The organism is Cryobacterium sp. Hb1, from assembly GCF_004403585.1.
In the GTDB taxonomy this organism is placed as follows: Bacteria; Actinomycetota; Actinomycetes; order Actinomycetales; family Microbacteriaceae; genus Cryobacterium; species Cryobacterium lyxosi.
In genome coordinates, this window is the sequence record NZ_SOHI01000030.1 from 168,325 (window position 1) to 192,069 (window position 23,745).

Annotated in this window: 20 protein-coding genes; 18 read left to right on the forward strand and 2 right to left on the reverse strand. The window is 65.0% G+C overall.

The genetic code is table 11. From position 1 onward, the window contains the following. Positions 1–82 precede the first annotated feature (82 nt). From priA to E3T38_RS13755, 4 genes are read left to right on the forward strand one after another with little or no spacing between them, the layout of a single operon-like run. Positions 83–829, forward strand: a complete 747-nt coding sequence (priA, locus tag E3T38_RS13740) for a bifunctional 1-(5-phosphoribosyl)-5-((5-phosphoribosylamino)methylideneamino)imidazole-4-carboxamide isomerase/phosphoribosylanthranilate isomerase PriA (RefSeq protein WP_134548699.1) — start codon at positions 83–85, stop codon at positions 827–829. Beyond that, a complete protein-coding gene (locus tag E3T38_RS13745; protein WP_134548700.1) occupies positions 829–1,680 on the forward strand; it encodes an SseB family protein in 852 nt (283 codons plus the stop codon). Before priA ends, E3T38_RS13745 begins: the two co-directional genes overlap by 1 nt. A 55-nt stretch (positions 1,681–1,735) precedes the next feature. Further along, complete coding sequence (locus E3T38_RS13750; protein WP_134548701.1) at positions 1,736–6,427, forward strand: ATP-dependent helicase; 4,692 nt, start codon at positions 1,736–1,738, stop codon at positions 6,425–6,427. Continuing rightward, on the forward strand, positions 6,420–7,208 hold the full coding sequence (locus tag E3T38_RS13755) for a DNA-formamidopyrimidine glycosylase family protein (RefSeq protein ID WP_134548702.1): 789 nt from the start codon (positions 6,420–6,422) through the stop codon (positions 7,206–7,208). Before E3T38_RS13750 ends, E3T38_RS13755 begins: the two co-directional genes overlap by 8 nt. A gap of 17 nt (positions 7,209–7,225) precedes the next feature. Here E3T38_RS13755 and E3T38_RS13760 read toward each other — a convergent pair whose 3' ends face one another. Further along, entirely contained in the window at positions 7,226–7,528 is a 303-nt protein-coding gene (locus E3T38_RS13760; protein WP_104197145.1) for a DUF1844 domain-containing protein, read from the reverse strand. Positions 7,529–7,916: 388 nt separating this feature from the next. Between E3T38_RS13760 and infC the strand changes: the two genes are divergently transcribed. From infC to pheT, 10 genes are all read left to right on the forward strand, one after another. Beyond that, entirely contained in the window at positions 7,917–8,543 is a 627-nt protein-coding gene (gene infC / locus E3T38_RS13765; protein ID WP_104127223.1) for a translation initiation factor IF-3, read from the forward strand. Continuing rightward, complete coding sequence (rpmI, locus tag E3T38_RS13770) at positions 8,536–8,730, forward strand: 50S ribosomal protein L35 (protein ID WP_092111710.1); 195 nt, start codon at positions 8,536–8,538, stop codon at positions 8,728–8,730. Before infC ends, rpmI begins: the two co-directional genes overlap by 8 nt. A gap of 46 nt (positions 8,731–8,776) precedes the next feature. After that, complete coding sequence (gene rplT / locus E3T38_RS13775; protein ID WP_104196972.1) at positions 8,777–9,169, forward strand: 50S ribosomal protein L20; 393 nt, start codon at positions 8,777–8,779, stop codon at positions 9,167–9,169. Positions 9,170–9,319: 150 nt separating this feature from the next. Next, positions 9,320–10,120 (forward strand): RNA methyltransferase, encoded by an 801-nt coding sequence (locus E3T38_RS13780; protein ID WP_134548704.1) that lies wholly within the window; start codon positions 9,320–9,322, stop codon positions 10,118–10,120. Between the two features lie 103 nt (positions 10,121–10,223). Next, positions 10,224–11,012 carry an amino acid ABC transporter ATP-binding protein gene (locus tag E3T38_RS13785; RefSeq protein WP_104196970.1) on the forward strand — a complete coding sequence of 263 codons (789 nt, stop codon included), beginning with the start codon at positions 10,224–10,226 and terminating at the stop codon, positions 11,010–11,012. A 51-nt stretch (positions 11,013–11,063) separates the two neighbouring features. Beyond that, positions 11,064–11,936, forward strand: a complete 873-nt coding sequence (locus tag E3T38_RS13790) for a glutamate ABC transporter substrate-binding protein (RefSeq protein WP_134548705.1) — start codon at positions 11,064–11,066, stop codon at positions 11,934–11,936. Between the two features lie 131 nt (positions 11,937–12,067). Continuing rightward, complete coding sequence (locus E3T38_RS13795) at positions 12,068–12,715, forward strand: amino acid ABC transporter permease (protein WP_104196968.1); 648 nt, start codon at positions 12,068–12,070, stop codon at positions 12,713–12,715. Then, complete coding sequence (locus tag E3T38_RS13800; RefSeq protein ID WP_134548706.1) at positions 12,712–13,632, forward strand: amino acid ABC transporter permease; 921 nt, start codon at positions 12,712–12,714, stop codon at positions 13,630–13,632. Before E3T38_RS13795 ends, E3T38_RS13800 begins: the two co-directional genes overlap by 4 nt. A gap of 11 nt (positions 13,633–13,643) precedes the next feature. Further along, complete coding sequence (gene pheS / locus E3T38_RS13805) at positions 13,644–14,702, forward strand: phenylalanine--tRNA ligase subunit alpha (protein ID WP_241984483.1); 1,059 nt, start codon at positions 13,644–13,646, stop codon at positions 14,700–14,702. Continuing rightward, a complete protein-coding gene (gene pheT, locus E3T38_RS13810) occupies positions 14,702–17,341 on the forward strand; it encodes a phenylalanine--tRNA ligase subunit beta (RefSeq protein ID WP_134548707.1) in 2,640 nt (879 codons plus the stop codon). The genes pheS and pheT overlap by 1 nt, the downstream gene beginning before the upstream one ends. A gap of 432 nt (positions 17,342–17,773) precedes the next feature. On the opposite strand, the gene E3T38_RS13815 is transcribed toward pheT, so the two are convergent. Then, positions 17,774–18,757 (reverse strand): hypothetical protein, encoded by a 984-nt coding sequence (locus E3T38_RS13815; protein ID WP_166805523.1) that lies wholly within the window; start codon positions 18,755–18,757, stop codon positions 17,774–17,776. Between the two features lie 570 nt (positions 18,758–19,327). On the opposite strand from E3T38_RS13815, the gene argC reads away from it, so the two are divergent. The 4 genes from argC to E3T38_RS13840 are packed head-to-tail and all read left to right on the forward strand — an operon-like array spanning position 19,328 to position 23,659. Continuing rightward, entirely contained in the window at positions 19,328–20,389 is a 1,062-nt protein-coding gene (gene argC / locus E3T38_RS13825; protein ID WP_134548710.1) for an N-acetyl-gamma-glutamyl-phosphate reductase, read from the forward strand. Next, positions 20,386–21,567 (forward strand): bifunctional glutamate N-acetyltransferase/amino-acid acetyltransferase ArgJ, encoded by a 1,182-nt coding sequence (gene argJ / locus E3T38_RS13830; RefSeq protein ID WP_134548711.1) that lies wholly within the window; start codon positions 20,386–20,388, stop codon positions 21,565–21,567. Before argC ends, argJ begins: the two co-directional genes overlap by 4 nt. Before the next feature lie 2 nt (positions 21,568–21,569). Then, positions 21,570–22,481, forward strand: a complete 912-nt coding sequence (gene argB, locus E3T38_RS13835; protein WP_134548712.1) for an acetylglutamate kinase — start codon at positions 21,570–21,572, stop codon at positions 22,479–22,481. Next, a complete protein-coding gene (locus tag E3T38_RS13840; RefSeq protein WP_134548713.1) occupies positions 22,478–23,659 on the forward strand; it encodes an acetylornithine transaminase in 1,182 nt (393 codons plus the stop codon). The genes argB and E3T38_RS13840 overlap by 4 nt, the downstream gene beginning before the upstream one ends. Positions 23,660–23,745 lie beyond the last annotated feature (86 nt).

Consider the following 23,745-nt stretch of genomic DNA (forward strand, 5'->3'; position numbering starts at 1 on the left):
TCCAAACCTCACCTGCCTACCCATCACCGGCACCTGCCATGAACCAGGTCGCAGCACGCGGCCGCACCAACCAAGGACATCAATGAGCGAGTTCAACAAGATACCGAGGCTCGTCCTCCTGCCCGCCGTCGATGTGGCCGGCGGTAAGGCAGTTCGCCTGACAAAGGGGGAGGCCGGTACGGAAACAAACTACGGTGACCCCGTCGATGCTGCGGCTGATTGGGCACGGCAGGGTGCAGAGTGGATTCACCTCGTCGACCTCGACGCAGCGTTTGGCCGGGGCAACAATACCGGCGTGATCAAAAAGGTCATCCGCCAGGTCAAGGGCGTCAATATCGAGCTCTCCGGCGGCATCCGCGACGACGAATCGCTGGAAGCAGCACTGACCACGGGAGTCAAGCGCATCAACCTCGGCACAGCGGCACTGGAAAATCCGGAGTGGGCGGCGAGCGTTATCGCGCAATACGGCGAGGCCGTTGCCGTTGGCCTCGACGTGCGCGGTACGACCCTCGCCGCACGCGGCTGGACACAAGACGGTGGAGACCTCTGGCAGGTGCTTGAACGTCTCGAAGAAGCGGGCTGCGCCCGCTATGTAGTGACCGATGTCACCAAGGACGGCACCCTGCAGGGTCCGAACATCGATCTGCTTCGCCAGGTGCTCGACCGCACCCGCAAACCCGTGATCGCCTCTGGCGGCATCTCCAGCCTCGATGACATTGACGCCCTGCGCCGCCTGGTTCCGCTCGGGCTTGAAGGTGCCATCGTGGGCAAAGCACTGTATGCGGGGGCCTTCACCCTTGCCGAGGCACTGGACGTCGCGGGGGACTAATGGCGAAGGCGCGAAACCTCGGTTCCACCGGTGACCCATCTGGACGTCCGGATGGTGCCGCGCCATCAGGTCAACCCGGCGATCACAACGAGTCGGCCAACACGGCCGACTCCGCTGGCCAGCCTTGGGTCGGTCGCGAATTCGAGGCGAATCTCGATGCCGGCGATGACGGATCCGCGCCAGCAGCGCTTGCCGAGGCGCTCGCCCGGTTTCAGGCGCGCGAGGCCGGGGAAGAGAGCGTCATCGACGCCATTCGCAGTTCCCGCCTGCTCATCCCTCTGGTGACCAAGCTCGGCGATGCCGCACTGAACGGGCGCGGCCAGACGATCGATAAAACCCAGGAGCTGTCGATCATCACCGTGGCCGGTCCAGACGGCCGCACCGTACTGCCTGCTTTCTCTTCAACCGCCTCGATGACGATCTGGAATCCCCTCGCCCGGCCCGTTCCAGCGGATGCCGTGCGCGTCGCCCTGGCCGCCGCGCAGGAAAATACCGACCTCGTTGTGCTCGACCCGACTTCGCCGGGTGAATTCGTCATTCGCCGTCCGGCCTTATGGGCCATCGCCCAATCCTTGCCGTGGACACCGAGTTACGCCAGTCACCATGTCGCCGACGCTTTCACCGCATCGATCGCGACCGAACTTTCGGTTTTGACCGTGCAGCTTTCTGCCGGTGACCCGCTTGGCCGGCTCACCGGCCCCGAGCTGGTGGTTCAACTGGAACTGGTCGACGGCCTCACCCAGACGGAACTTGACGCAATCCTCACTCGGCTTGGCACGCGCTGGTCGGAAAGCGAGACCATCACGACCGGCGTTGATTCGCTGAGCGTCAAGCTCGTCGCATCAGCCTGACGCCCGATATGGCCCTGCTCAGTGCACTGTCGGTGGGTCAGGCGAGAATGACGGTATGACCGACGTTCTCGATCAATTCTCCCCGGCTGCCCGGGCCTGGTTCACCGAGGCGTTTGCCGCGCCGACCGCAGCGCAGCTCGGTGCGTGGACTGCTATCGCGCAAGGGTCGCACGCCCTCGTCGTGGCTCCCACCGGATCGGGCAAGACCCTCGCCGCCTTCCTGTGGGCCATCGACCAGTTGGCGAACGAGTCAGCACCGGCATCAGCCGAGCCCGGTACCCGTGCGCCTGGTACCCGTGCGCCTGGTACCCGTGTGCTCTATATTTCACCGCTCAAAGCCCTCGGCGTTGACGTCGAACGCAACCTCACCGCGCCACTGGTGGGAATCACCCGTGCCGCGCAACGGCTTGGACTCCAGCCGCCGCAGGTCACGGTCGGTGTGCGTTCGGGAGATACGCCGACCGCCGACCGCCGCAAGTTGATCTCCTCGCCCCCCGACATCCTCATCACCACTCCGGAATCATTGTTTCTGATGCTGACGTCGGCAGCTCGGGAATCGCTGAGCGATGTGCAGACGGTCATCATCGATGAGATACATGCGGTCGCGGCCAGTAAACGCGGAGCCCACCTCGCCGTATCGCTCGAACGCCTCGACGCGCTCCTCGGCCACCCGGCCCAGCGCATCGGGTTGTCGGCCACCGTGCGCCCGCAGAGCGAAGTGGCGCGCTTTCTCGGTGGCGCCGCGCCCGTGCACATCGTGGCGCCGCCCTCCCTGAAACGGTTCGACCTCCGAGTGGTCGTGCCGGTCGACGATATGAGCGACCTCGGGCCGGTACCGCAACGCGAAGGGGTCACGTCGGCCGCTGCTGCGCAAACCGGGTCCATCTGGCCCCACGTTGAGGAGGCCATCGTTGACGAGGTGCTGGCGCACTCCTCGAGCATCGTGTTCGCGAATTCCCGGAGACTCACTGAACGGCTGACCGCCCGGTTCAACGAAATCTATGCCGATCGCCTGGCCGGGGCGGAGGCATCCGCTCTGGTGCCCGTCTTGACTGCCGAGGGCGAGATGGCCGAACACGGTGTGATGCGCCCGCCGGCCGAGCTGATGGGGGCAAGCGGGCAGAGCATAGGCGCTGCACCCTTGCTCGCGCGGGCGCATCACGGTTCCGTCAGCAAGGAACAACGAGCGTTCATTGAAGACGATCTGAAGTCGGGGCGGCTGCGCTGTGTCGTCGCGACCTCGAGCCTGGAACTCGGTATCGACATGGGCGCAGTCGATCTGGTCGTGCAGGTTGAATCGCCGCCGTCGGTGTCGAGCGGGCTGCAGCGGCTTGGCCGGGCCGGGCACCAGGTGGGTGAGGTTTCGCGCGGGGTGATCTACCCCAAGCATCGCGCCGACCTCATCCACGCTGCGGTTGCCGCCGAACGCATGGTGGCCGGCGCCATCGAAGCGCTGCGGGTACCCACCAACCCGCTCGACATTCTGGCGCAGCAGACTGTCGCAGCCTGCGCGCTCGAGCCCATCGACGTGGAGACCTGGTTTGACACGGTGCGGCGCAGCGCGCCGTTTGCGACCTTGCCACGCTCGGCCTACGAGGCGACCCTTGACCTGCTCGCCGGCCGCTACCCGTCTGACCAGTTCGCCGAACTGCGCCCCCGCATTGTCTGGGATCGGGACGCTGGCACCCTGACCGGGCGGCCCGGAGCGCAACGTCTGGCCGTGACGAGCGGCGGTACCATCCCCGACCGCGGCCTGTTTGGCGTCTTCATGGTCGGCGGCGAACAGATCACCGGCAAACGGGTCGGCGAACTCGACGAGGAGATGGTCTACGAGTCGCGTGTGAACGACGTCTTCGCGCTCGGCACCACGAGCTGGCGTATCCAGGAGATCACCCACGACCGGGTGCTCGTCGTGCCCGCTTTCGGGCAGCCAGGGCGGCTTCCGTTCTGGAAAGGTGATGGCCTCGGCCGCCCGGCCGAACTCGGCCGGGCCATCGGCGCGTTCGTGCGCGAGGTTGCGGGCCTGCCGCCCATTGAAGCCCAGGCTCGCTGCGCGGTGGGCGGGCTCGACCAGCGTGCAATCAACAACCTGCTGGCCTTCCTCGCCGAGCAACGCGCGGTCACCGGGCAGCTCCCGACCGACCGCACCCTCGTCGTTGAACGCTTTCGCGATGAACTGGGGGACTGGCGGGTTGTGCTGCATTCCCCGTTCGGCACCCCGGTGCACGCACCGTGGGCGCTCGCCGTGGGTGCTCGCGTGCGCGAACGCTACGGAATCGACGGCTCCTGCGTAGCCAGCGATGACGGTATCGTCGTGCGCATCCCCGACACCGAAACCGAACCGCCCGGCAGTGAGCTCTTCGTTTTCGACCCCGATGAGCTCGAGCAGATCGTCATCGACGAGGTCGGGGGCTCCGCCCTATTCGCTTCCCGGTTTCGGGAGTGCGCTGCCCGGGCACTGCTGCTGCCCAGGTACAAACCCGGTGCGCGCTCGCCGCTGTGGCAACAACGCCAGAAGGCTGCCCAACTACTCGACGTGGCCCGCACCTTTCCCACCTTTCCGATCATTCTCGAGACCCTGCGTGAATGCCTTCAAGACGTGTACGACCTTCCGGCCCTCGGGGCGCTGGCCCGGCAGATCGGCTCCCGCGAATTGCGTCTGGTTGACACCGAGACCGAGACCGCCAGCCCGTTCGCGAGCACACTGCTGTTCGGTTACGTCGCCGCCTTCATGTACGAGGGCGACACCCCGCTCGCCGAGCGGCGCGCCACCGCCCTCGCCATCGATTCGAGCCTGCTGGCCGAACTGTTGGGGCGGGTTGAACTGCGTGAACTCCTCGACCCGAGCGTTATCGCCCAAACCGACCGAGAACTGCAACGGCTCGCGCCGGACTACCTGGCCAAGGGCGTGGAAGGTGTCGCCGATCTGTTGCGCACCCTTGGCCCTCTCAGCACCAGCGAGGTCGCCGAGCGGATGCTCATTCTCCCGCCGGAATCGCCGCCCGCGCAGGGCCTGCCGTCCGCGCAGGGCCTGCCCGGCGTCCTTGTCGCCGAGCAAGCCCTACTGGGACTGGTCGACGCGCGCCGCGCCGTGCGCGTGAGCATCGGCGGTGAGGAACGCTGGGCAGCAGTCGAAGATGCGAGCCGATTGCGCGACGCTCTTGGCGTTCCCCTGCCGATCGGGGTGTCCGCTGCGTTCACTGAATCCGTGGCTGATCCGCTCGGCGATCTGGTGAGCCGCTACGCACGCTCGCACGGACCCTTCACCACCGGCGCCGTCGCCGACCGGTTTGGCCTCGGCACGGCCGTTGTGCAGATTGCCCTCAAACGCCTCGCCGACGCCCGCCGTATCGTGGCCGGCGAATTCCGGCCGAACGGCACCGGCTTGGAATGGTGCGACTCCGAGGTGCTGCGGCGCCTGCGTCGGCGCTCGCTCGCGGCCCTTCGGCACGAGGTGGAACCGGTGGACCAGCAGGCCATCGGTCGGTTCCTGCCGGTCTGGCAACACGTGGGAGGCAAGCTGCGCGGAATCGACGGCGTCGCATCCGTTGTGGAACAGCTTGAAGGGGCGCGCATTCCGGCGTCCGCCTGGGAGACGCTCATTCTGCCGGCCCGGGTGAGCGACTACCAGCCGGGGATGCTCGACGAACTCACCAACGCGGGGGAGGTGCTCTGGGCGGGCGCGGGAACCCTCGCCGGCAACGACGGTTGGGTCAGTCTGCACCTCGCCGAAACGGCCCAGCTCACCCTGCCGCTTCCCATCGATGTGGAGACGACGCCGCTCCAGCAGGAGATCCTGACGACCCTGGGCAGCGGGGGCGCCTACTTCTTTCGGCAGCTGTCTGACGCCGTCGGCAGCCAGGACGACGCCGCACTGGTGCAGGCGTTGTGGGACCTGGTCTGGGCCGGTCTGATCAATAATGACACGTTCGCTCCGGTGCGGTCGCTGCTAGCCGGCGGGCACACGGCCCACCGGCAGAGCCGGGCAGTGCCGCGCGCCCGCCTGCATCGCGGGCGGTCGATGCCGCGGCCGAACCTGCCGAGTCGCAGCGGTCCCCCCACGGCGTCAGGCCGATGGTCGATCCTTCCGGTTGCCGACGAATCCCCGACCCGCCGCGCCCACGCGCTGGGGGAGACGCTGCTCGAACGCTATGGCGTGGTGACCCGGGGGGCGGTAATGGCGGAGAGCGTGATCGGCGGCTTCTCGCTCGTCTACCGCACCCTCACCGGGTTTGAAGAGATGGCACGTTGCCGCCGCGGCTATTTCATCGAGGGGCTCGGCGCGGCTCAGTTCGCCACCGGCGGTACCATCGACCGGCTGCGCACCTTCGCTGTGGGAGTCTCCCAGACGTCCGTAGACGTTAGGAACACCGCACCCCTGGAAGCTGTTGCCCTGGCCGCGACCGACCCGGCGAATGCCTATGGCGCCGCGCTGCCGTGGCCGACCCTGCCTGGCGACACCACCCACCGCCCGGGTCGAAAGGCGGGCGCACTCGTCGTTCTTGTCGACGGTGCCCTCGTGCTGTATGTCGAGCGCGGCGGTAAAACCGTGGTTGCTTTTGAAACGGATCAGCAGGTGCTCACGGCGGCCACCGTGAGTCTGGCCGCGCTGGTCACCAACGGTCGCGTGCAGAGGATTGCGGTGGAAACGGTCAACGGCGTGTTCGTGATCGGCACCGACGTGGGCGGGGCCTTGCGCGCCGCCGGATTCACCGAGACCCCGAAAGGGCTGAGGCTGCGTGCCTGAGGGCGATACCGTCTACCGCACCGCCCGTTCCCTCGACCAGGCCCTGGGCGGCAGCATCCTGACCGGCTGCGACATTCGGGTACCCGCTTTCGCAACGGTCGATCTGACGGGACAGACCGTGCACGAGGTCGTCAGTCGCGGCAAACATCTGCTGCACCGGGTCGGTGAGACGAGCATCCACTCGCATTTGAAGATGGAGGGTGCCTGGCACCTGTATCGACCGGGCACGCGGTGGCAGCGGCCGGCGTTTCAGGCACGCATTGTGCTGCAGACGACCGAGTGGGTTGCCGTGGGGTTCGAACTCGGCGTGCTGGAGCTCGTGCCGACCCGGGCTGAGGCCGAGGTGGTCGGCCATCTCGGATCCGATCTGCTCGACGCCGAGTGGAGCACGGCTAACGCTGCCGAGGCCACCAGGCGCCTGGCTGCCCACGGTGAGAAGCCGATCATCGTGGCCCTTGCTGACCAGCGCAATCTGGCCGGGCTGGGCAACGTCTATGTCAACGAGCTCTGTTTTCTACGCGGATTGCTGCCGAACCGGCCCGTAGCTGAGGTCACTGACCTCGCCGGACTCGTGATGCTCGCCCGGCGCCTGCTCGTGGCCAATAAAGACCGTGACGAGCGCACGACCACCGGCAACCTGCGCCGGGGAGCCCAGCTCTGGGTCTACGGGCGGGCCGGGCAGCCGTGTCGGCGGTGTGGCAGCCGCATCCGGAAGGGACGGCTCGGCCGTACCGAACTGGAGTTGCGCGACACCTACTGGTGCCCGCGCTGCCAGATCTGAGACTGACAGGCCGCCGGTTAGGTGACTGGGCCGGTGTACTTCTCACCGGGGCCCTCGCCGATTGGATCCTGCACGAAGGACGCCTCGCGGAACGCGAGCTGCAGGGAACGCAGGCCGTCCCGCAGGCTGCGGGCGTGCATGTCGGCGATATCGGGGGCAGCCGCCGTGACCAGTCCGGCGAGGGCCGTGATGAGCTTGCGCGCCTCGTCGAGGTCGATCTGGGCGTCGGGATCTTCGGCGAGGCCGCACTTCACGGCAGCCGCGCTCATGAGGTGCACGGCGGCCGTGGTGATGATCTCCACAGCGGCTACGTCGGCGATATCGCGTGTTGCCTGGGCAGCATCCCGCTCAAAATCAACATCCCGGTCAAGATCGGCATTCTGCTCTAAACCCGTATCGTGCTCAAAACTTTGGCTCACTGCATTCCTCTGCTAGGCTTATTCTTGGTTCCGGGACAATAGTCTCGGTACGAAAGTGGAGAATCTCCCACCCGCGCATACCGCTTCATCAAGGTTACCGGGTAGTTTGCACTCCGCCGTCGCGTTATCGCCTCCTTCGGGAAGGTGGCAAAGCGAGGGTAGACAGGGTGTCGTGTGGAACAGGTCAACGACAAGGTCGGCTCGGAAAGCGCGTGATTTTCCTCTCTTCGTCCCCAATCGGCATCCGCTGACTGGTTGTGATCACGAAGTTAACCAAGAGGAGAGACGCATCAGCGATCCCCGTACAAATGACCGTATACGCGTCCCCGAAGTTCGTCTCGTTGGTCCCAACGGCGAGCAGGTCGGGGTCGTGGCGATTGATGTTGCCCTGCGCCTGGCACAGGATGCCGACCTCGATCTCGTCGAAGTTGCACCTGAAGCCAAGCCACCCGTGGCCAAGATCATGGACTACGGCAAGTTCAAGTACGAGGCTGCGCAGAAGGCCAAGGAGGCCAGGCGCAACCAGGCGAACACGATCCTCAAGGAGGTTCGTTTCCGTCTCAAGATTGATACGCACGACTACGAGACCAAGCGCAAACGCGCCGAAGGCTTCCTGAAGAGCGGTGACAAGGTCAAGGCCATGATTCTTTTTCGTGGCCGTGAACAGTCCCGCCCTGATCAGGGCGTACGACTGCTCCAAAAATTTGCCGAGGATGTCGCCGAGTACGGTTCCGTGGAATCTACTCCGATGATCGACGGTCGAAACATGGTCATGGTGATTGGCCCGTTGAAGAACAAGTCAGAAGCCAAGGCTGAGATCAACGCCCACAAGGCTGCCGAGAAGGCAGACAAGGTCGCCGATAAGGCAGACAAGGTTGCCGATAAGGCAGCGAAACAGGAGGAACCACATGCCTAAGATGAAGACCCACTCCGGAACCAAGAAGCGTTTCAAGGTCACCGGAAGCGGAAAGATCATGAAGCAGCAGGCCGGACTTCGACACAACCTCGAGGTCAAGAGCACGCAGCGCAAGTCCCGTTTGAACCAGGACCAGGTGCTGGCTAAGTCGGATCAGAAGACCATCAAGAAGCTTCTCGGTCTGTAAACCAGGCCCCAATAGTAGGCCCGTAACGAATAAGGATTTGTAAAAAATGGCAAGAGTAAAGAGGGCCGTAAACGCCCACAAGAGTCGCCGCGTTATTCTCGAACGCGCCAAGGGTTATCGCGGTCAGCGTTCACGCCTGGTCACCAAGGCGAAGGAGCAGCTCACTCACTCCTTCACCTATAGCTACCGTGACCGTCGCGCACGCAAGGGTGACTTTCGTCGCCTGTGGATCCAGCGGATCAACGCTGCGTCGCGCGCCAACGGCCTCACCTACAACCGTCTGATCCAGGGCCTCGGCCTGGCTGGCATCGAGGTTGACCGTCGTATCCTCGCCGACCTGGCCGTCAACGAGGCAGCGACGTTCGCGGCGCTCGTCGAGAGCGCCAAGGCTGCCCTTCCCGCCGACACCTCGGCACCGAAGGTCGCCGTCACGGCGTAAGGCGTCACCCCGATCGGTTCACCACCGGCTGCCTCCTGGGCGTGAATGTGGTGAAAGATCGACAGTTTTGAATTGAACAGTGAGGAGCGGGCGACATGGTCGTCCGCTCCTTTTTCTGTAAGTAAACCTTGTGCAACTAAACTCAAGATCATGCTTGATAATCCACGTTCACCGCGCGTCCGTTCCGTCGCAAAACTTGCCAAGCGCGACGCGCGCCTCGAGTCCGGTCTTTTTCTGCTCGAAGGCCCGCAGGCCGTTTCCGAAGCACTCACCTTTCGCCCAGAGCTCGTCGTGGAGTTGTTCGCGACGCCGACCGCGCTCGACCGCTACACCGATCTAGCCCAGAAAGCGATCGACGCCCAGGTCGAGGTGGAGTTCGTCTCCGAAGAGGTGCTCGAGGCTATGGCCGATACGGTCACCCCGCAGGGCTTCGTGGCTGTCTGTCACCAGTTCCCCACCTCGGTAAAGAAAATCTTCAATGCCGAGCCCAAGCTCGTCGCCATCCTCGAAGAGGTGCGCGATCCCGGCAACGCCGGCACCATTATCCGGGCAGCGGATGCCGCGGGCGCGGACGCCGTCATCCTCACCGGTCGCAGCGTCGACCTGTACAACCCCAAGGTCATCCGTTCCTCGACCGGCTCCATCTTTCACCTGCCCGTCGCTATCGCGGCCGACCTCTCCGACGTACTCGACCGTGCCCGCTCGGCCGGGCTGCAGCTCTTTGCCGCCGACATCAAGGGCTCCGACCTGCTGACCGCCCGCAACGAGGGCTTGCTTGCCGCTCCGACCGTGTGGTTGTTCGGCAACGAAGCGCGCGGCCTGACCGACGAAGACCTGGCCCGAGTCGACCGCAGCGTGAGCGTGCCGATCTACGGCAAAGCCGAGTCGATGAACCTCGCGACCGCAGCATCCGTCTGCCTGTATGAGAGTGCATTCGCCCAGCGCGCCTGACCTCCTGCGTAGCACAGATACGCGATGCCCGGACTGTTACAAATGCGTTGCTGTCCGGGCATTTGGCATGTCCAGACACGCGTTCTGTCCTAAGTTAGGGAGTATGGAGCCCACAGATTCGTCCCCGGCCACCTCGAACATCACCGTTCGTCGGGGCGAACCGCTAGTCGTCGTCAAGGACATCAACAAGCACTACGGAGAACTGCATGTTCTCAAGAACATCAACGCCGTGGTCAACCGCGGCGAAGTTGTGGTGGTGATTGGTCCGAGTGGGTCGGGCAAATCCACCCTGTGTCGGGCGATCAACCGCCTCGAGACCATCGATGACGGTGTGATCACCATCGACGGTGTGAAGTTGCCGGAAGAGGGTAAAGCACTGGCTCACTTGCGCGCTGACGTTGGCATGGTCTTTCAGGCGTTCAACCTCTTCGCGCACAAGACCGTGCTCGACAACGTCACACTCGGTCCGATCAAGGTGCGCGGCCTGTCGAAGGCCGCGGCCGAGAAAAAAGCGATGGCCCTGCTGGAGCGCGTCGGCGTGGCCAACCAGGCCAAGAAGATGCCAGCCCAGTTGTCCGGTGGACAGCAACAGCGAGTCGCCATCGCGCGCGCTCTCGCCATGGATCCGAAAGTCATCCTGCTCGACGAGCCGACCAGTGCCCTCGACCCGGAGATGATCAATGAGGTGCTCGAGGTCATGGTCGACCTCGCCAACGACGGCATGACCATGATCGTCGTCACGCACGAAATGGGTTTCGCCCGCAAGGCTGCAGACCGCGTCATCTTTATGGCGGAGGGCGAGATCGTGGAGGAGACCACTCCCGAGGAATTCTTCACCAACCCCCAAAGCACGAGAGCGAAAGACTTCCTCTCCAAAATACTTGCCCACTAATCGGTGGACAGGGTTTACACAGCAGCAGTACCAGCAATCAGGAGAAAAACCATGAGACTCAAAAAAGGTCTAGTGATTTCGGCCATTGCGATCGCAAGTGCGCTCGTGCTTAGCGGCTGCGCGGACTCGGGCGCCCCGACCGATGCCGCCGCCCCAGTGGAGACGGCGGTGTCGTTCCCTGAGGGAAGCACCATGGCCCGCCTGGCCGACGCTGGTTCCATCAACATTGGAACCAAGTTCGACCAGCCGCTGTTCGGCCTGCTCGGCCCCAGCGGCGATCCAGTCGGCTTCGACGTTGAGATGGGGAAGCTCATCGCGGCCAAGCTCGGCATCCCGGCATCGGGCATCAAATGGAGCGAGGCGGTTTCCGCCAACCGCGAGCCGTTCATTGAGAACGGTCAGGTCGACCTCGTTATCGCAACCTATACGATCAACGACACCCGCAAGGAAGCCGTGTCCTTCGCCGGACCGTACTACTCTGCCGGACAGGACCTGCTCGTACTCGCGGGAAACCCGGACAACATCACCGGCCCCGAGGACCTTGCCGGCAAGAAGGTGTGTACCGTGAGCGGTTCCACCTCGGAGAAGAATATCGCCGAATTCACGACCGACATCATCGCCTCGGATACCTACTCCAACTGCCTCGGTCCGCTGCGCAGCGGCGAGGTTGTCGCGGTCACGACCGACAACGTAATCCTGGCCGGCCTGGCCGACCAGAACTCCGGTCAGTTCGAGGTCGTTAACAACGCATTCACCGAAGAGCCCTACGGCATCGGCCTCGCGCATGACGACACCGAATTCCGCTCGTTCATCAACGACGTGCTCGAAGCGGCTTACGCGGACGGTAGCTGGGTCTCGGCTTGGGAGTCCACCGCGGGTGCTGTGCTCGACACCCCCACCCCTCCGGCCGTCGACCGCTACTAGGTCTACTTTCGGATTCGCTAACCAGCTTTGAGCCGTAGAGACCCGCCCAGTGGGCGGGTCTCTACGGTGACCACCAGCATGTTCCACGCATTGCCCGACCCACAGACATATAAAAGACGAGGAGGTGAGTTGTGGACGCAGTGATCGACAACCTGCCGCTGTTCCTGGAAGGTTTCCGGAACACTCTGGGCCTGCTCATCATCGCGGGAGTGGGCGCATCCGTACTCGGGCTGATCGTCGCAGCCATGCGCATCTCACCGATCTCGTCATTCCGCGTCTTCGCAACCGCCTATACGGAACTTGTTCGCAACACCCCGCTTACGCTCGTCCTGTTCTTTTGCGCCTACCTTCTGCCCCTTTTAGAGTTCAGCCCGGGATACTTCCAGCTGGCCGCTATCGGGCTCACGGTGTATACCTCTCCGTTCGTAGCCGAGGCCCTGCGGTCCGGCGTGAACGGCGTACACGTGGGACAAGCCGAAGCGGCACGCAGCGTGGGCCTCACCTTCGGACAAACGCTCACCTTCGTGGTGATGCCCCAAGCCATCCGCATGGTGGTACCACCCCTGATCAATGTGATCATCGCTCTCACCAAGAACACTTCGGTCGCCGGTGCGTTCTTCGTATTCGAACTTTTCGGCGCCGCACGCAGGGTGACCAACGACCGGGGTGATGCTGTGATCCCCATTTTGCTCGCGGTCGCCGCGTTCTACCTGGTCGTCACCATTCCTCTCGGCCTTATCGCCGGCAGGATCGAGAAGAAGGTGGCGGTGCTCCGATGAGTTCTGTACTGTACGACGCCCCGGGACCGAAGTCTCGCGCGCGATCGCGTCTCATCTCCGTTATCGGAACAATTATCCTGGCCGCTGGCTTGCTCGCTCTGATCGTGGTGCTCGGCCTGCCTAAGACCAGCGCTAACGGCGCGGTGCAGCCGGGCCTGTGGGATATCAGCCGCTGGGACGTCTTCAACGACCTGCTGGTTTGGCGTACCCTCGGGTTCGGCGCACTTGCGACCCTGCGCATGGCCGCGGTGGCCGCCGTTTTCGCGCTCCTGATCGGAGTACTGTTTTCCTTCGGGCGGTTGTCGGCATCCGCTTGGATTCGGGTGCCCACCACGGTGCTGCTCGAATTCTTCCGCGGTATGCCCGTGCTGCTCATGATGCTCTTCATCCTGTTGGTGTTCGCCACCGGATCGTTCTGGGCGGGAGTAGCGGCTCTGTCCGTGTACAACGGCGCCATCATCGGCGAGGCGCTCCGCGCAGGAATCAACGCCCTGCCGCGTGGTCAGCGCGAGGCTGGACTCGCTATCGGCCTTACCCCGGTGGCCACCCGGTTCCGCATTGAGTTTCCGCAGGCATTTCGTCAGATGCTGCCGATCATCATCGCCCAGCTGGTGGTGCTACTCAAGGACACGTCCTTGGCTTTCATTGTGGGCTACAACGAACTCCTCCGGGCCGGACTGAACCAGCTAGCCAACTTCTTCGGCGATCAATATAAGTTCTCGTTCTTCTTCATCGTGCTCGCCATCTATCTGACCTTGAACTTGTCGCTGTCGTGGCTGGCACGCAGAATTGCCAAGCGCACCGGGCCGCAGGCTGGCAGCGTCACCACGGACTCCGCCGCCCCGGTCGACCCGCACTTGGGCGACCCACATGCGGTGGATGCCGAGAGCAGAAGCCACGCGTCGCAAGGCGGCTAAACTCAGGGACTGTGTCTGATTCCGCTGGTCCCATCGACCCACCCGCCATTACCGAAGCCGTCGTCAATATCGCGGTTGACGCCGCACTGGCCGCTATTGCCACCGCCGACACGACCGCCGCCCTCAGGCTTGTGCGCAGCGAGCACGCGGGGGAGTCTTCACCGCTGTCGAAGCTCAACGCCTTGATGCGCAGCGTGCCCGGCAACCAGAAGGCCGCTGCCGGCAAGCTCGTTGGCCAAGCGCGCGGCGCCGTCACCAAGGCGTTGACCGCTCGCGAAGATGACATTGGCAGCGCTGAAGCCGCCGCCCGCCTGCTCGCCGAAACGGTAGACGTCACCGCCGCAGCGTCAACCTGGAAACCGGGGGCGCGGCATCCGATCTCGCTGCTCAGCGAACGCGCCGCCGACGTCTTCGTGGCCATGGGCTGGGAGGTCGCCGAAGGCCCGGAGCTTGAAAACGAATGGTTCAACTTCGACGGGCTCAACTTCGACGAGGACCACCCGGCCCGCGCCATGCAAGACACCTTCTTCGTCGAACCGACGGATGCCCACCTCGTTCTACGCACTCAAACCTCACCCGTGCAGCTGCGCGCATTGCTCTCGCGTGAGCTGCCGGTCTACGTGGTCGCGCCCGGACGGGTTTTTCGCACCGACGAACTCGATGCGACCCACACGCCGGTCTTTCACCAGATCGAGGGCATCGCGATCGACAAGGGCCTCACCATGGCGAATCTGCGCGGCACGCTCGACCACTTCGTGCAGGCCCTATTCGGTCCAGAAGCCAAGGTGCGCCTGCGCCCGAACTACTTTCCATTCACCGAACCGAGCGCAGAGCTCGACGTCTGGCACCCGACCTTCAAGGACGGCGCACGCTGGATCGAGTGGGGCGGCTGCGGCATGGTGCACGCCAACGTGCTGCGCTCCGCCGGGATCGACCCCGAGGTCTACTCCGGGTTCGCGTTCGGGGTGGGCGTCGAACGAGCTGTGATGTTTAGAAATGACGTAAAGGACATGCACGATATGGTCGAGGGCGATATTCGGTTCAGCCAGCAGTATGGGATGACGGTCTGATGCGGGTACCACTTTCCTGGCTCGGCGAATTCGTCGACCTCGCCCCTGGCACCACGCCGGAAGACGTGCATGCTGCCCTCGTGAGCGTCGGTCTCGAAGAGGAAGATATCCACCGTTTCGACGTGTCCGGCCCGATCGTGGTCGGCGAGGTGCTCGAATTCGTCGGCGAAGAGCAGACCAACGGCAAGACCATCAACTGGTGCCAGGTGCGAGTTGCGCCGGGCGACGAACTCGCCGCTGACGGCGGCCCCGCCATCCATGGCATCATTTGTGGCGCCCACAACTTCGCCGTCGGCGACAAGGTCGTCGTGACCCTGCCCGGAGCTTCGCTGCCGGGCCCGTTTCCCATTGCGGCCCGCAAGACCTACGGCCACGTCTCCGACGGCATGATCGCCTCGGCCCGTGAACTCGGCCTCGGCGACGAGCACGATGGAATTCTGCTGCTGGCTTCGCTCGGCATCGACGCTCCGGTCGGAACGGATGCGATCCCCCTGCTGGGCCTCGATGACAGCGCCGTCGAGATCAACGTCACCCCCGATCGCGGCTATGCCTTCTCCATTCGCGGCGTCGCCCGCGAATACTCGCACGCCACCGGCGTGCCGTTTCGGGACCCTGCGCTGGCACCGACGGTCGTGGCCCCGGTCACCCGGTTCCCCGTGACGATCGACGACCAGGCTCCGATTCGGGACCGAACCGGAGCAAGCGTGTTCGTCACCCGCGTCGTGCGCGGCGTCGACTCGACCCGGCCGACCCCGGCCTGGATGATCGCGCGACTGGGGCTGGTCGGCATCCGCTCGATCTCGCTCGTCGTTGACGTGACCAATTATGTGATGTTCGAGCTCGGCCAGCCGTTGCACGGCTACGACCTGGACAAGCTGACCGGCGGAATCATCGTGCGGCGCGCGACCGCCGGGGAGAAATTCACCACCCTTGACGCGGTCACCCGCACGCTTGACGTTGAAGATTTGCTGATCACCGATGAATCCGGGCCGATCGGCTTGGCCGGTGTCATGGGCGGGGCAAGCACCGAGATCAGCGCGCAGACCGTCAACGTGCTCGTCGAGGCCGCCAACTTCGACCCGGTGTCGATCGCGCGCTCGGCCCGTCGTCACAAGCTGCCGAGCGAGGCCAGCAAGCGGTTCGAACGCGGTGTCGACCCGCGCGTGGCCGCTGTCGCTGCCGAACGCGTGGTGCAGCTGCTCGTTGACCTGGCCGGGGGAGTCACCGACGATCTCGGTTCGGTCTACGACGAGACTCCGGTACCTCAACCGATCCTGCTGCCGACCGGGTTCGTCTCGGGTGTCATCGGCCTCGCCTACACCGGCGACGAGGTGCGCGATGCGCTGGTCGACGTCGGTGCTTCGTTGGTCGAATCCGACGGCGATCTGCAGGTCACCCCGCCGAGCTGGCGCCCCGACCTGACGGATAAGTGGACCCTCGCGGAGGAGGTCGCCCGCATCGTCGGCTACGACCGCATTCCCTCGGTGCTGCCCGTCGCGCCGCCCGGCCGTGGCCTGACCCGCACGCAGACTTTGCGCCGTACTGTCGCGCACGTTCTGGCAGCGACCGGTCACACCGAGGTCTTGACCTACCCGTTCGTTTCCGAGCGGGCGAACAACGTGTTCGGCGTGTCCGTTTCACCCGCCGTGTCCGCCGCCGCAAGCACGGCGGATGCGGCATCCGCTGTGCCGACTTCGGTGCCGCTTTCGGTGATGGTTTCAGTGCCGCAGATAAGGGTCGCTAATCCGCTCGACGGTGAGGCACCGTTTTTGCGCACCTCGATTCTGCCGGGCCTGTTGCAGATCGCGCACCGCAACCGGTCACGCGGACTGGTCGACGTGGCCATCTACGAGCAGGGACTGGTCTTTCGGCCCGAGGCCGGCGTGACATACGGCACGACAGTGCTCCCGGCCGGCGCCGCGCGCCCGAGCGCTGAGGCTGAGGCGGCCCTGAACGCGGGAATTGTGCCGCAGCCACTCATGGTCGGGATCGTTCTCGTCGGCAATGACGTGCGGCACCAACCCGGACAGCCCGCCGTTGGAGCGGGCTGGCAGTCTGCGTTGGCCGCTGCGCAGCAGGTGGCATTGGCGACCGGAGTGCGCATCGAAGTACGCCAGGGCCAGCACCCGGCGATGCACCCGGGCCGTACCGCCGAGCTGTTCGTCACCGTGTCGGCTTCGACTGTGTCGGCTTCGACTGAGGCGGTCTCGACCGTGTCGGTGGGATTCGCGGGAGAACTGCTCCCCACAGTCGCCGACGACTATGACCTTCCCGCTGTCGTGGCCGTGGCCGAGATCAACCTCGGGCTCGTCTTCGCGCAGGCCGAGAGTGACGTGACGGTCACGCCGATCCGCACGATGCCCGCAGCGACGCAGGACCTTTCGCTCGTCGTCTCGGTTTCGGTGCCGGCTGCTGCCCTGGGCGCGGTCGTCGCCGAGGGTGCGGGCGACCTGCTCGAAAGTATCGACCTGGTCGACGACTACCGCGGTGCCGGAGTCGAGTCCGGCCAGAAGTCGCTCACCTTCGGACTGCGTTTTCGCGGCGAGGAGCGCACGCTGACCGCCGCCGAGGCGAGCGCTGCCCGCTTGTCCGGGGTTGCCCTCGCTGCGGATCGTTTCGGGGCGGCCCTGCGCGAATAGCCCGCCGGGGGCCTGCATGTCGCGACCAGCGGATGCCGCGGCCCGCGGCATCCGCTGGTCAGGGCACTCGTTCGGGACGCGGGCACTCAGCGCCCAGGGTGCTGCGAACTGTAACGAGTGCCGTGGGCTGTTGCCGTCAGGTGTACGTGCGGGATCCGCTTGTGGTGGCACTCGTTCGGGACGCGGGCACTCCTTCCAACGGGTGCTGCGAGTCCTGACGCGTGCTGCGAACTGTAACGAGTGCCGTGGGCTGTTGCTGTCAGGTGTACGTGCGGGATCCGCTTGTGGTGGCACTCGTTCGGGACGCGGGCACTCCTTCCAACGGGTGCTGCGAGTCCCGACGAGTGCCGCGAACGCAGGGTGCAGGGTCAGCGGGTGCGCGGCACACCCTTTTCGCATAGGAACCGATAGAACTCCACGNAGGGTGCAGGGTCAGCGGGTGCGCGGCACACCCTTTTCGCATAGGAACCGATAGAACTCCACGGCATTGAGGGCCAGGTTCCAGCCCCAGCGGTTGAAACTCGTCACAAACGGGCGAAGCACGCTCTCCCGATCCTTCTCGGCCAGGACCACCCCCACCACGTCCTTCCCGTTCATGACCGCTGCGCGGGTGTACTTGGTGTGCCCGTCAAACTCTCCGATCTTGCGCACACCCCGCCAGAAGTAGTCCACGAAGTACGAGCGGCCAGCGACGTCAAATCGCACCTGCAGTTCGGGAATCTGAAACTTCAGTTCCTCGAAGCGCACTCTGCTGAGCGACTCGCCGGCGTTGGCCGAGAGTTCGTCGGCAAACGTGATGGCCCGCTCGGCAGCCTGGCGCCCTGTGCGGGGACGCACCGCGTCCAGTTCCGCAAAGAGCACCGCCTTCGTGATCGCCGGAACGCCCGGATTTCCCGCGCCGGGCACCACCCGCCTGCTCTCTTGGTGAAGCACGTGGTCGATCATCGTCACTCCGGTGAGAAAACTGCACCCGGCAGCGATATCGACAAGGGTACGAGCGAGGCTGGTCACCGCGACACCGGCGATGAGTGTTGCATTCGGGTCGGCGACGGCGCGATGGGTTGTAACGAGCCGGTGACTGCTGCCGCCATGGGCGTCGGGGACGAGGGCATGCACCGTGACGGGCCAAGCGCCAATCAGTGGTAGTCCGTGCATGGCCGCGGCCGAATGGTGTGAGAGCACCAGTGGTCGTTTGGCCGCCCCGGCAGTGGCACGCGCGAACAGGCGGTATTGCCCGTCGAGACCACACGCCTTCCACTTCGTGCCGAGCGCGTACCAACCGCGTCGAAGACGCCGGAGCTCGCCCCGTCTCACCAGCAGGCCCACGGCGTGCGCATTCATACCGGCCCCACGAAGGGCATCAGCCGTGATGAGCCCGTCGCCGAGCGCATCCTGCGTTTCCAAGGCCTCCAACATGCCCCCACTCTGCCGCGGAACGCGAGCCGGTCCTCGTTTGGCGCAACAACTGTGGGGAACTCGGGACGAGTATTCACTGTGCAGAGAGCGGATGCTCCGACTCTCGGGGCACTCGTTTCGGATGCGGGTACTTGGTGTTCGGGGTGCCGCAAACTCTTACGCGTGCCGCGTGCCGCGTGCCGCGTGCCGCGTGCCGCGTGCCGCGTGCCGCGTGCCGCGAGTCGCGACTGGGGGCGGCGCGCGGCATCCGTCGTCGTGGCACTCGCTAGGGAAGCCGGCACTTCCCGTCAGGGGTGCTGTGAACCAACAGGGGTGCTGTGAACCAACAGGGGTACTGTGAACCAACAGGGGTGCTGTGAACCAACAGGGGTGCCGCGAACCAACAGGGTGCCGTGAACCAGCAGGGTGCCGCGAACCTGCACTGTGCTGTGAACCAGCAGGGTGCCGTGAACCAACAGGCGTGCCGTGAACCACGCCGAGGGCAGCGACGGCGAGCGGAGGCCCGCCGCACGCGTGACGCCCCGCGCGAGCGCGGAAATCGGGTCGCCGGGGCCGCGCTAGGTTTAACACATGGTCTTTTCGGTGGCAGTGGCGGGTGCGAGCGGGTATGCGGGCGGCGAACTGCTGCGTCTGCTTTCCGGTCACCCCGAATTCGAGGTGCGCACGGTCACCGCACACAGCAATGCCGGACAGCGTCTGGTCGACGTGCAGCCGCAGCTGCGTTCGCTCGCCCACCTGACCCTCGTCGACACCACCCCGGAAAATCTCAGCGGCCACGACGCTGTCTTCGTAGCCCTGCCGCACGGAAAATCCGGTGAGCTGACGGCGCACCTCCCCAATGACACCCTCGTGGTGGACTGTGGCGCCGACCACCGCCTCGAAAACCCCGACGACTGGGCGGCGTTTTACGGCGGTGACTACTTCGGTTCGTGGACCTATGGGGTGCCCGAACTGGTCACGGCCAACGGCAAACAGCGCGACAGAATTGTTGCCGCACGCCGCATCGCCGCGCCCGGCTGCAACGCCAGCACTGTCGCGCTCGCCCTGGCCCCCGGCATCCATGCGGGAGTGATCGAAGCGCAGGACCTCGTTGCCGTACTCGCCGTCGGCCCGAGTGGCGCCGGCAAGAGTCTCAAGTTGCCAAACCTCGCTGCCGAGATCCTGGGCTCGGCCAACCCCTATGCGGTCGGCGGCACTCATCGGCATATTCCCGAGATCGTGCAGGCGCTGCGCTGGGCCAAAAGCGCCGCATCCACGTCGGCACGAGACGCGACCATCTCGTTCACGCCGGTGATCGTACCGATGTCGCGCGGCATCCTCGCGACGGCGACCGCCCGCCTGGTACCCGGCACGAGCGCCGCCGCCGTGCGCGCCGCGTGGGAGAGCGCCTACGCCGACGAATCGTTTGTGCACGTGCTTCCTGAGGGACATTTTCCGCGCACGGCCGATGTGCTCGGCGCCAACACCGCTCTGATCGGACTGGCCGTCGATGAGGCGGCCGGCCGCGTCGTCACGATCACCGCCATCGACAATCTTGTCAAGGGCACCGCCGGCGCTGCCATCCAATCTGCCAACATTGCCCTCGGTCTGACCGAAACTCTCGGTCTGACCATGAATGGAGTTGCTCCGTGAGTGTCACCCATCCCGCCGGTTTCGCTGCTGCCGGCGTCACGGCCGGCCTGAAAAAGTCCGGCGGGCTCGACCTCGCGCTCGTGCACAACCTCGGCCCGCTGCAGAACGCCGCCACCGTGTTCACGAGCAACCGCTGCCAGGCCAACCCCGTCATCTGGAGCACCCAGGTCATGAGCGACGGCCGCGTCAGCGCCATCGTACTCAACTCCGGGGGCGCCAATTGTTACACCGGCAGCATCGGCTTCCAGACCACCCATGCCACCGCCGAAGCCGTCGCGACCCGCCTCGACATCTCCTCCGGCGACGTTTTGGTCTGCTCCACCGGACTGATCGGTGAACAACTCGACCTCGACCTCGTCACCGCGGGAGTCTGGGACGCCACCCTCCATATCAAGACGGATGCCGCAACCACCCCGGCCGCCGGCCTCCTGGCCGCGCAGGCGATCATGACCACCGACACTCGCCCGAAGGAGGCCCTGTACACCTCTCCCGCCGGTTGGAGCATTGGCGCCATGGCCAAGGGCGCCGGCATGCTCGCTCCGGGCCTGGCCACGATGCTCGTGGTCATCACGACCGACGCCGTGCTCGACTCGGCCGACCTCGACACGGCGCTTCGCGCGGCGACCCGGGTCACCTTCGACCGCCTCGACTCCGACGGCTGCATGTCGACCAACGACACCGTGAGCCTGCTCTGTTCCGGTGCGAGCGGCGTCGCTGCCGACAAATCCGAATTCAACATCGCCCTTGTCGAAATCTGCCGCGACCTGGTTTTACAGTTACAAGGAGACGCCGAGGGCGCCGCGCACGACGTGGCGATCACCGTCACCAACGCGGTATCCGACGACGAGGCGGTGACCGTGGCCCGTGCTGTCTCGCGCAGCAACCTGTTCAAGTCGGCCATCTTCGGCAACGACCCGAACTGGGGCCGCGTGCTCGCCGCCGTCGGAACGGTGCCGGTCGAAAGCGCAGCCTTCGACCCATATAGCATCGACGTCGCCATCAATGGCGTTCAGGTGTGTACCGCGGGCGAGCCCGACCAGCCGCGCGAGCTCGTCGACCTGTCGGGCCGCGGCGTGACTGTGCTCATCGACCTGCATGCCGGTAGTGCAACGGCCACCCTGTGGACCAACGACCTCACCCACGACTATGTCGAAGAGAACAGCGCGTACTCGAGCTGATCATGACCGAAACACCGAGAACTAACGCCGAAACCAGCCAGGCCGAAGCATCTGTTAAGGCGGCAACGCTGATCGAAGCGCTGCCGTGGCTCAAACGCTTTCACGACCAGATCATCGTCGTGAAGTTCGGCGGCAACGCCATGGTGAGCGAAGAGCTGCAGCGCTCCTTCGCCGAAGACATGGTCTACCTGCGATACGCGGGCATCCGGCCGGTCGTCGTGCACGGCGGTGGCCCGCAGATCTCCGCCATGCTGGCGCGCCTCGGCATCGAAAGCGAGTTTCGTGGCGGCTACCGGGTGACCACGCCCGAAGCGATGGATGTGGTGCGCATGGTGCTCACCGGCCAGATCAATCGCGACCTGGTCAGTCACATCAACCAGCACGGTCCGCTCGCCGCGGGACTCTCCGGTGAAGACGCCGGCCTGTTTCGCGGGCGCCGGCGCGGCGTGGTCATCGACGGCGAGAAGGTTGATCTCGGACTCGTCGGCGATGTCATCGGCGTCGACCCCGAAGCAGTACTCGCCCAGCTCGCAGCCGGCCGCATACCGGTGGTCTCGTCGATCGCTCCCGATACGGATGTTCCGGGCCAGTCGCTCAACGTCAACGCCGACGCTGCTGCTGCCGCACTCGCTATCGCGCTGGGCGCGGCCAAGCTCGTGATTCTCACCGATGTCGCCGGTTTGTATCGCGACTGGCCCAACCGGGATTCGCTCGTGTCGATCATCGATGTGGTCGAATTACGCGGTCTGCTGCCCGAGCTGGAATCGGGAATGATTCCCAAGATGACGGCCTGTCTCGATGCCGTCGACGGTGGCGTCGCTAAAGCTGCAATCATCGACGGGCGAGTGCCGCACTCGATCCTGCTCGAAATTTTCACTGGAAGCGGCATCGGCACGGAGGTAGTACCGGCATGATTGAAGATTCTTGGCAGGATCGGTTCGCCGATTCGATGATGCGCACGTTCAGCCCGCCACTGGCCATGCTTGTGCGCGGTGAAGGCTGTTACGTCTGGGACGAGAAGGGCACGCAATACCTGGACTTTCTGGCCGGTATCGCGGTGAATTCACTCGGTCACGCACACCCTGAGGTCGTTGCTGCCGTGACCAAGCAGATCGGCACGATCAGCCATGTCTCCAACTATTTCGCCACGCCGCCGCAGATTGAACTGGCCGAACGCCTCAAACGCATCACCGGCGCCGGTGAAACGGGCCGTGTCTACTTCTGCAATTCCGGTGCCGAGGCCAACGAGGCAGCGTTCAAACTGGCCAGGCTCAACAACCAAGGACACCGCAGCCGCATCATCGCGCTACACGACTCCTTCCACGGCCGCACAATGGGCGCGCTCGCCCTGTCGGGCAAGCCGAACATGCGCGAGGCATTCGAGCCCGTGCCCGGCGGAGTCGAACACATTGACAGCACGATCAAGGCCCTCGAAGCCACCATCGACAACACCGTCGCCGCCCTGTTCCTCGAACCGGTCAAAGGCGAGGCGGGCGTCATCGACCTGCCCGAGGGGTTCCTCAAGCGTGCCCGTGAGCTGTGCACCGAGCACGGCGTACTCCTGATCCTCGATGAGATCCAGACCGGTATCGCCCGCACCGGCGCCTGGTTCGCCTACAACCACGCTGAAATATTGCCGGATGCCGTCACCATCGCCAAGGGGATGGGTGGCGGTGTCCCCATTGGCGCGCTCGTCACCTTCGGCTGGGCCTCCGAACTGTTCCGTCGCGGCCAGCACGGCTCGACCTTCGCCGGCAACCCGCTCGTCACCGCGACCGCCAACGCCGTACTCGGCGTGATCGAACGCGATGACCTGGCCGCCAACGCCGCTGTGAGGGGCCAGCAGCTGCGCGAGATCATTCTCGGCTTCCACTCGCCGCTGATCGACGAGGTGCGCGGGCGCGGCCTGCTACTCGGCATCGGCCTGACCGAACCGGTCGCCTTGAAGCTCGGCGCGGCCGCGCTCGCCCAGGGCCTCATCGTCAATGCCGCCAACGAGACCAGCATTCGTATCGCCCCACCCCTGATCGTGGGGGACGCTGAGCTGGCCGACTTCCAGGAACGGTTCGGGCGAGCACTGGCCAGCCTCTAGGCTGGACGAATCCCACTTTGCGCGGGTTTCGCACCGGCGCGGGACTACCAACCGGGCGGAGCGGCATCCGCTCACCTGCTACTTAA

Bases quoted from the DNA above. Each gene is read 5' to 3' on its own strand.
- argB (WP_134548712.1), top strand. From the start codon at position 21,570: ATGACCGAAACACCGAGAACTAACGCCGAAACCAGCCAGGCCGAAGCA.
- E3T38_RS13790 (WP_134548705.1), top strand. From the start codon at position 11,064: ATGAGACTCAAAAAAGGTCTAGTGATTTCGGCCATTGCGATCGCAAGT.
- argC (WP_134548710.1), top strand. From the start codon at position 19,328: ATGGTCTTTTCGGTGGCAGTGGCGGGTGCGAGCGGGTATGCGGGCGGC.
- E3T38_RS13745 (WP_134548700.1), top strand. From the start codon at position 829: ATGGCGAAGGCGCGAAACCTCGGTTCCACCGGTGACCCATCTGGACGT.
- E3T38_RS13785 (WP_104196970.1), top strand. From the start codon at position 10,224: ATGGAGCCCACAGATTCGTCCCCGGCCACCTCGAACATCACCGTTCGT.
- E3T38_RS13800 (WP_134548706.1), top strand. From the start codon at position 12,712: ATGAGTTCTGTACTGTACGACGCCCCGGGACCGAAGTCTCGCGCGCGA.
- rplT (WP_104196972.1), top strand. From the start codon at position 8,777: ATGGCAAGAGTAAAGAGGGCCGTAAACGCCCACAAGAGTCGCCGCGTT.
- priA (WP_134548699.1), top strand. From the start codon at position 83: ATGAGCGAGTTCAACAAGATACCGAGGCTCGTCCTCCTGCCCGCCGTC.
- pheT (WP_134548707.1), top strand. From the start codon at position 14,702: ATGCGGGTACCACTTTCCTGGCTCGGCGAATTCGTCGACCTCGCCCCT.
- E3T38_RS13840 (WP_134548713.1), top strand. From the start codon at position 22,478: ATGATTGAAGATTCTTGGCAGGATCGGTTCGCCGATTCGATGATGCGC.
- rpmI (WP_092111710.1), top strand. From the start codon at position 8,536: ATGCCTAAGATGAAGACCCACTCCGGAACCAAGAAGCGTTTCAAGGTC.
- E3T38_RS13750 (WP_134548701.1), top strand. From the start codon at position 1,736: ATGACCGACGTTCTCGATCAATTCTCCCCGGCTGCCCGGGCCTGGTTC.
- E3T38_RS13815 (WP_166805523.1), bottom strand. From the start codon at position 18,757: ATGTTGGAGGCCTTGGAAACGCAGGATGCGCTCGGCGACGGGCTCATC.
- E3T38_RS13780 (WP_134548704.1), top strand. From the start codon at position 9,320: ATGCTTGATAATCCACGTTCACCGCGCGTCCGTTCCGTCGCAAAACTT.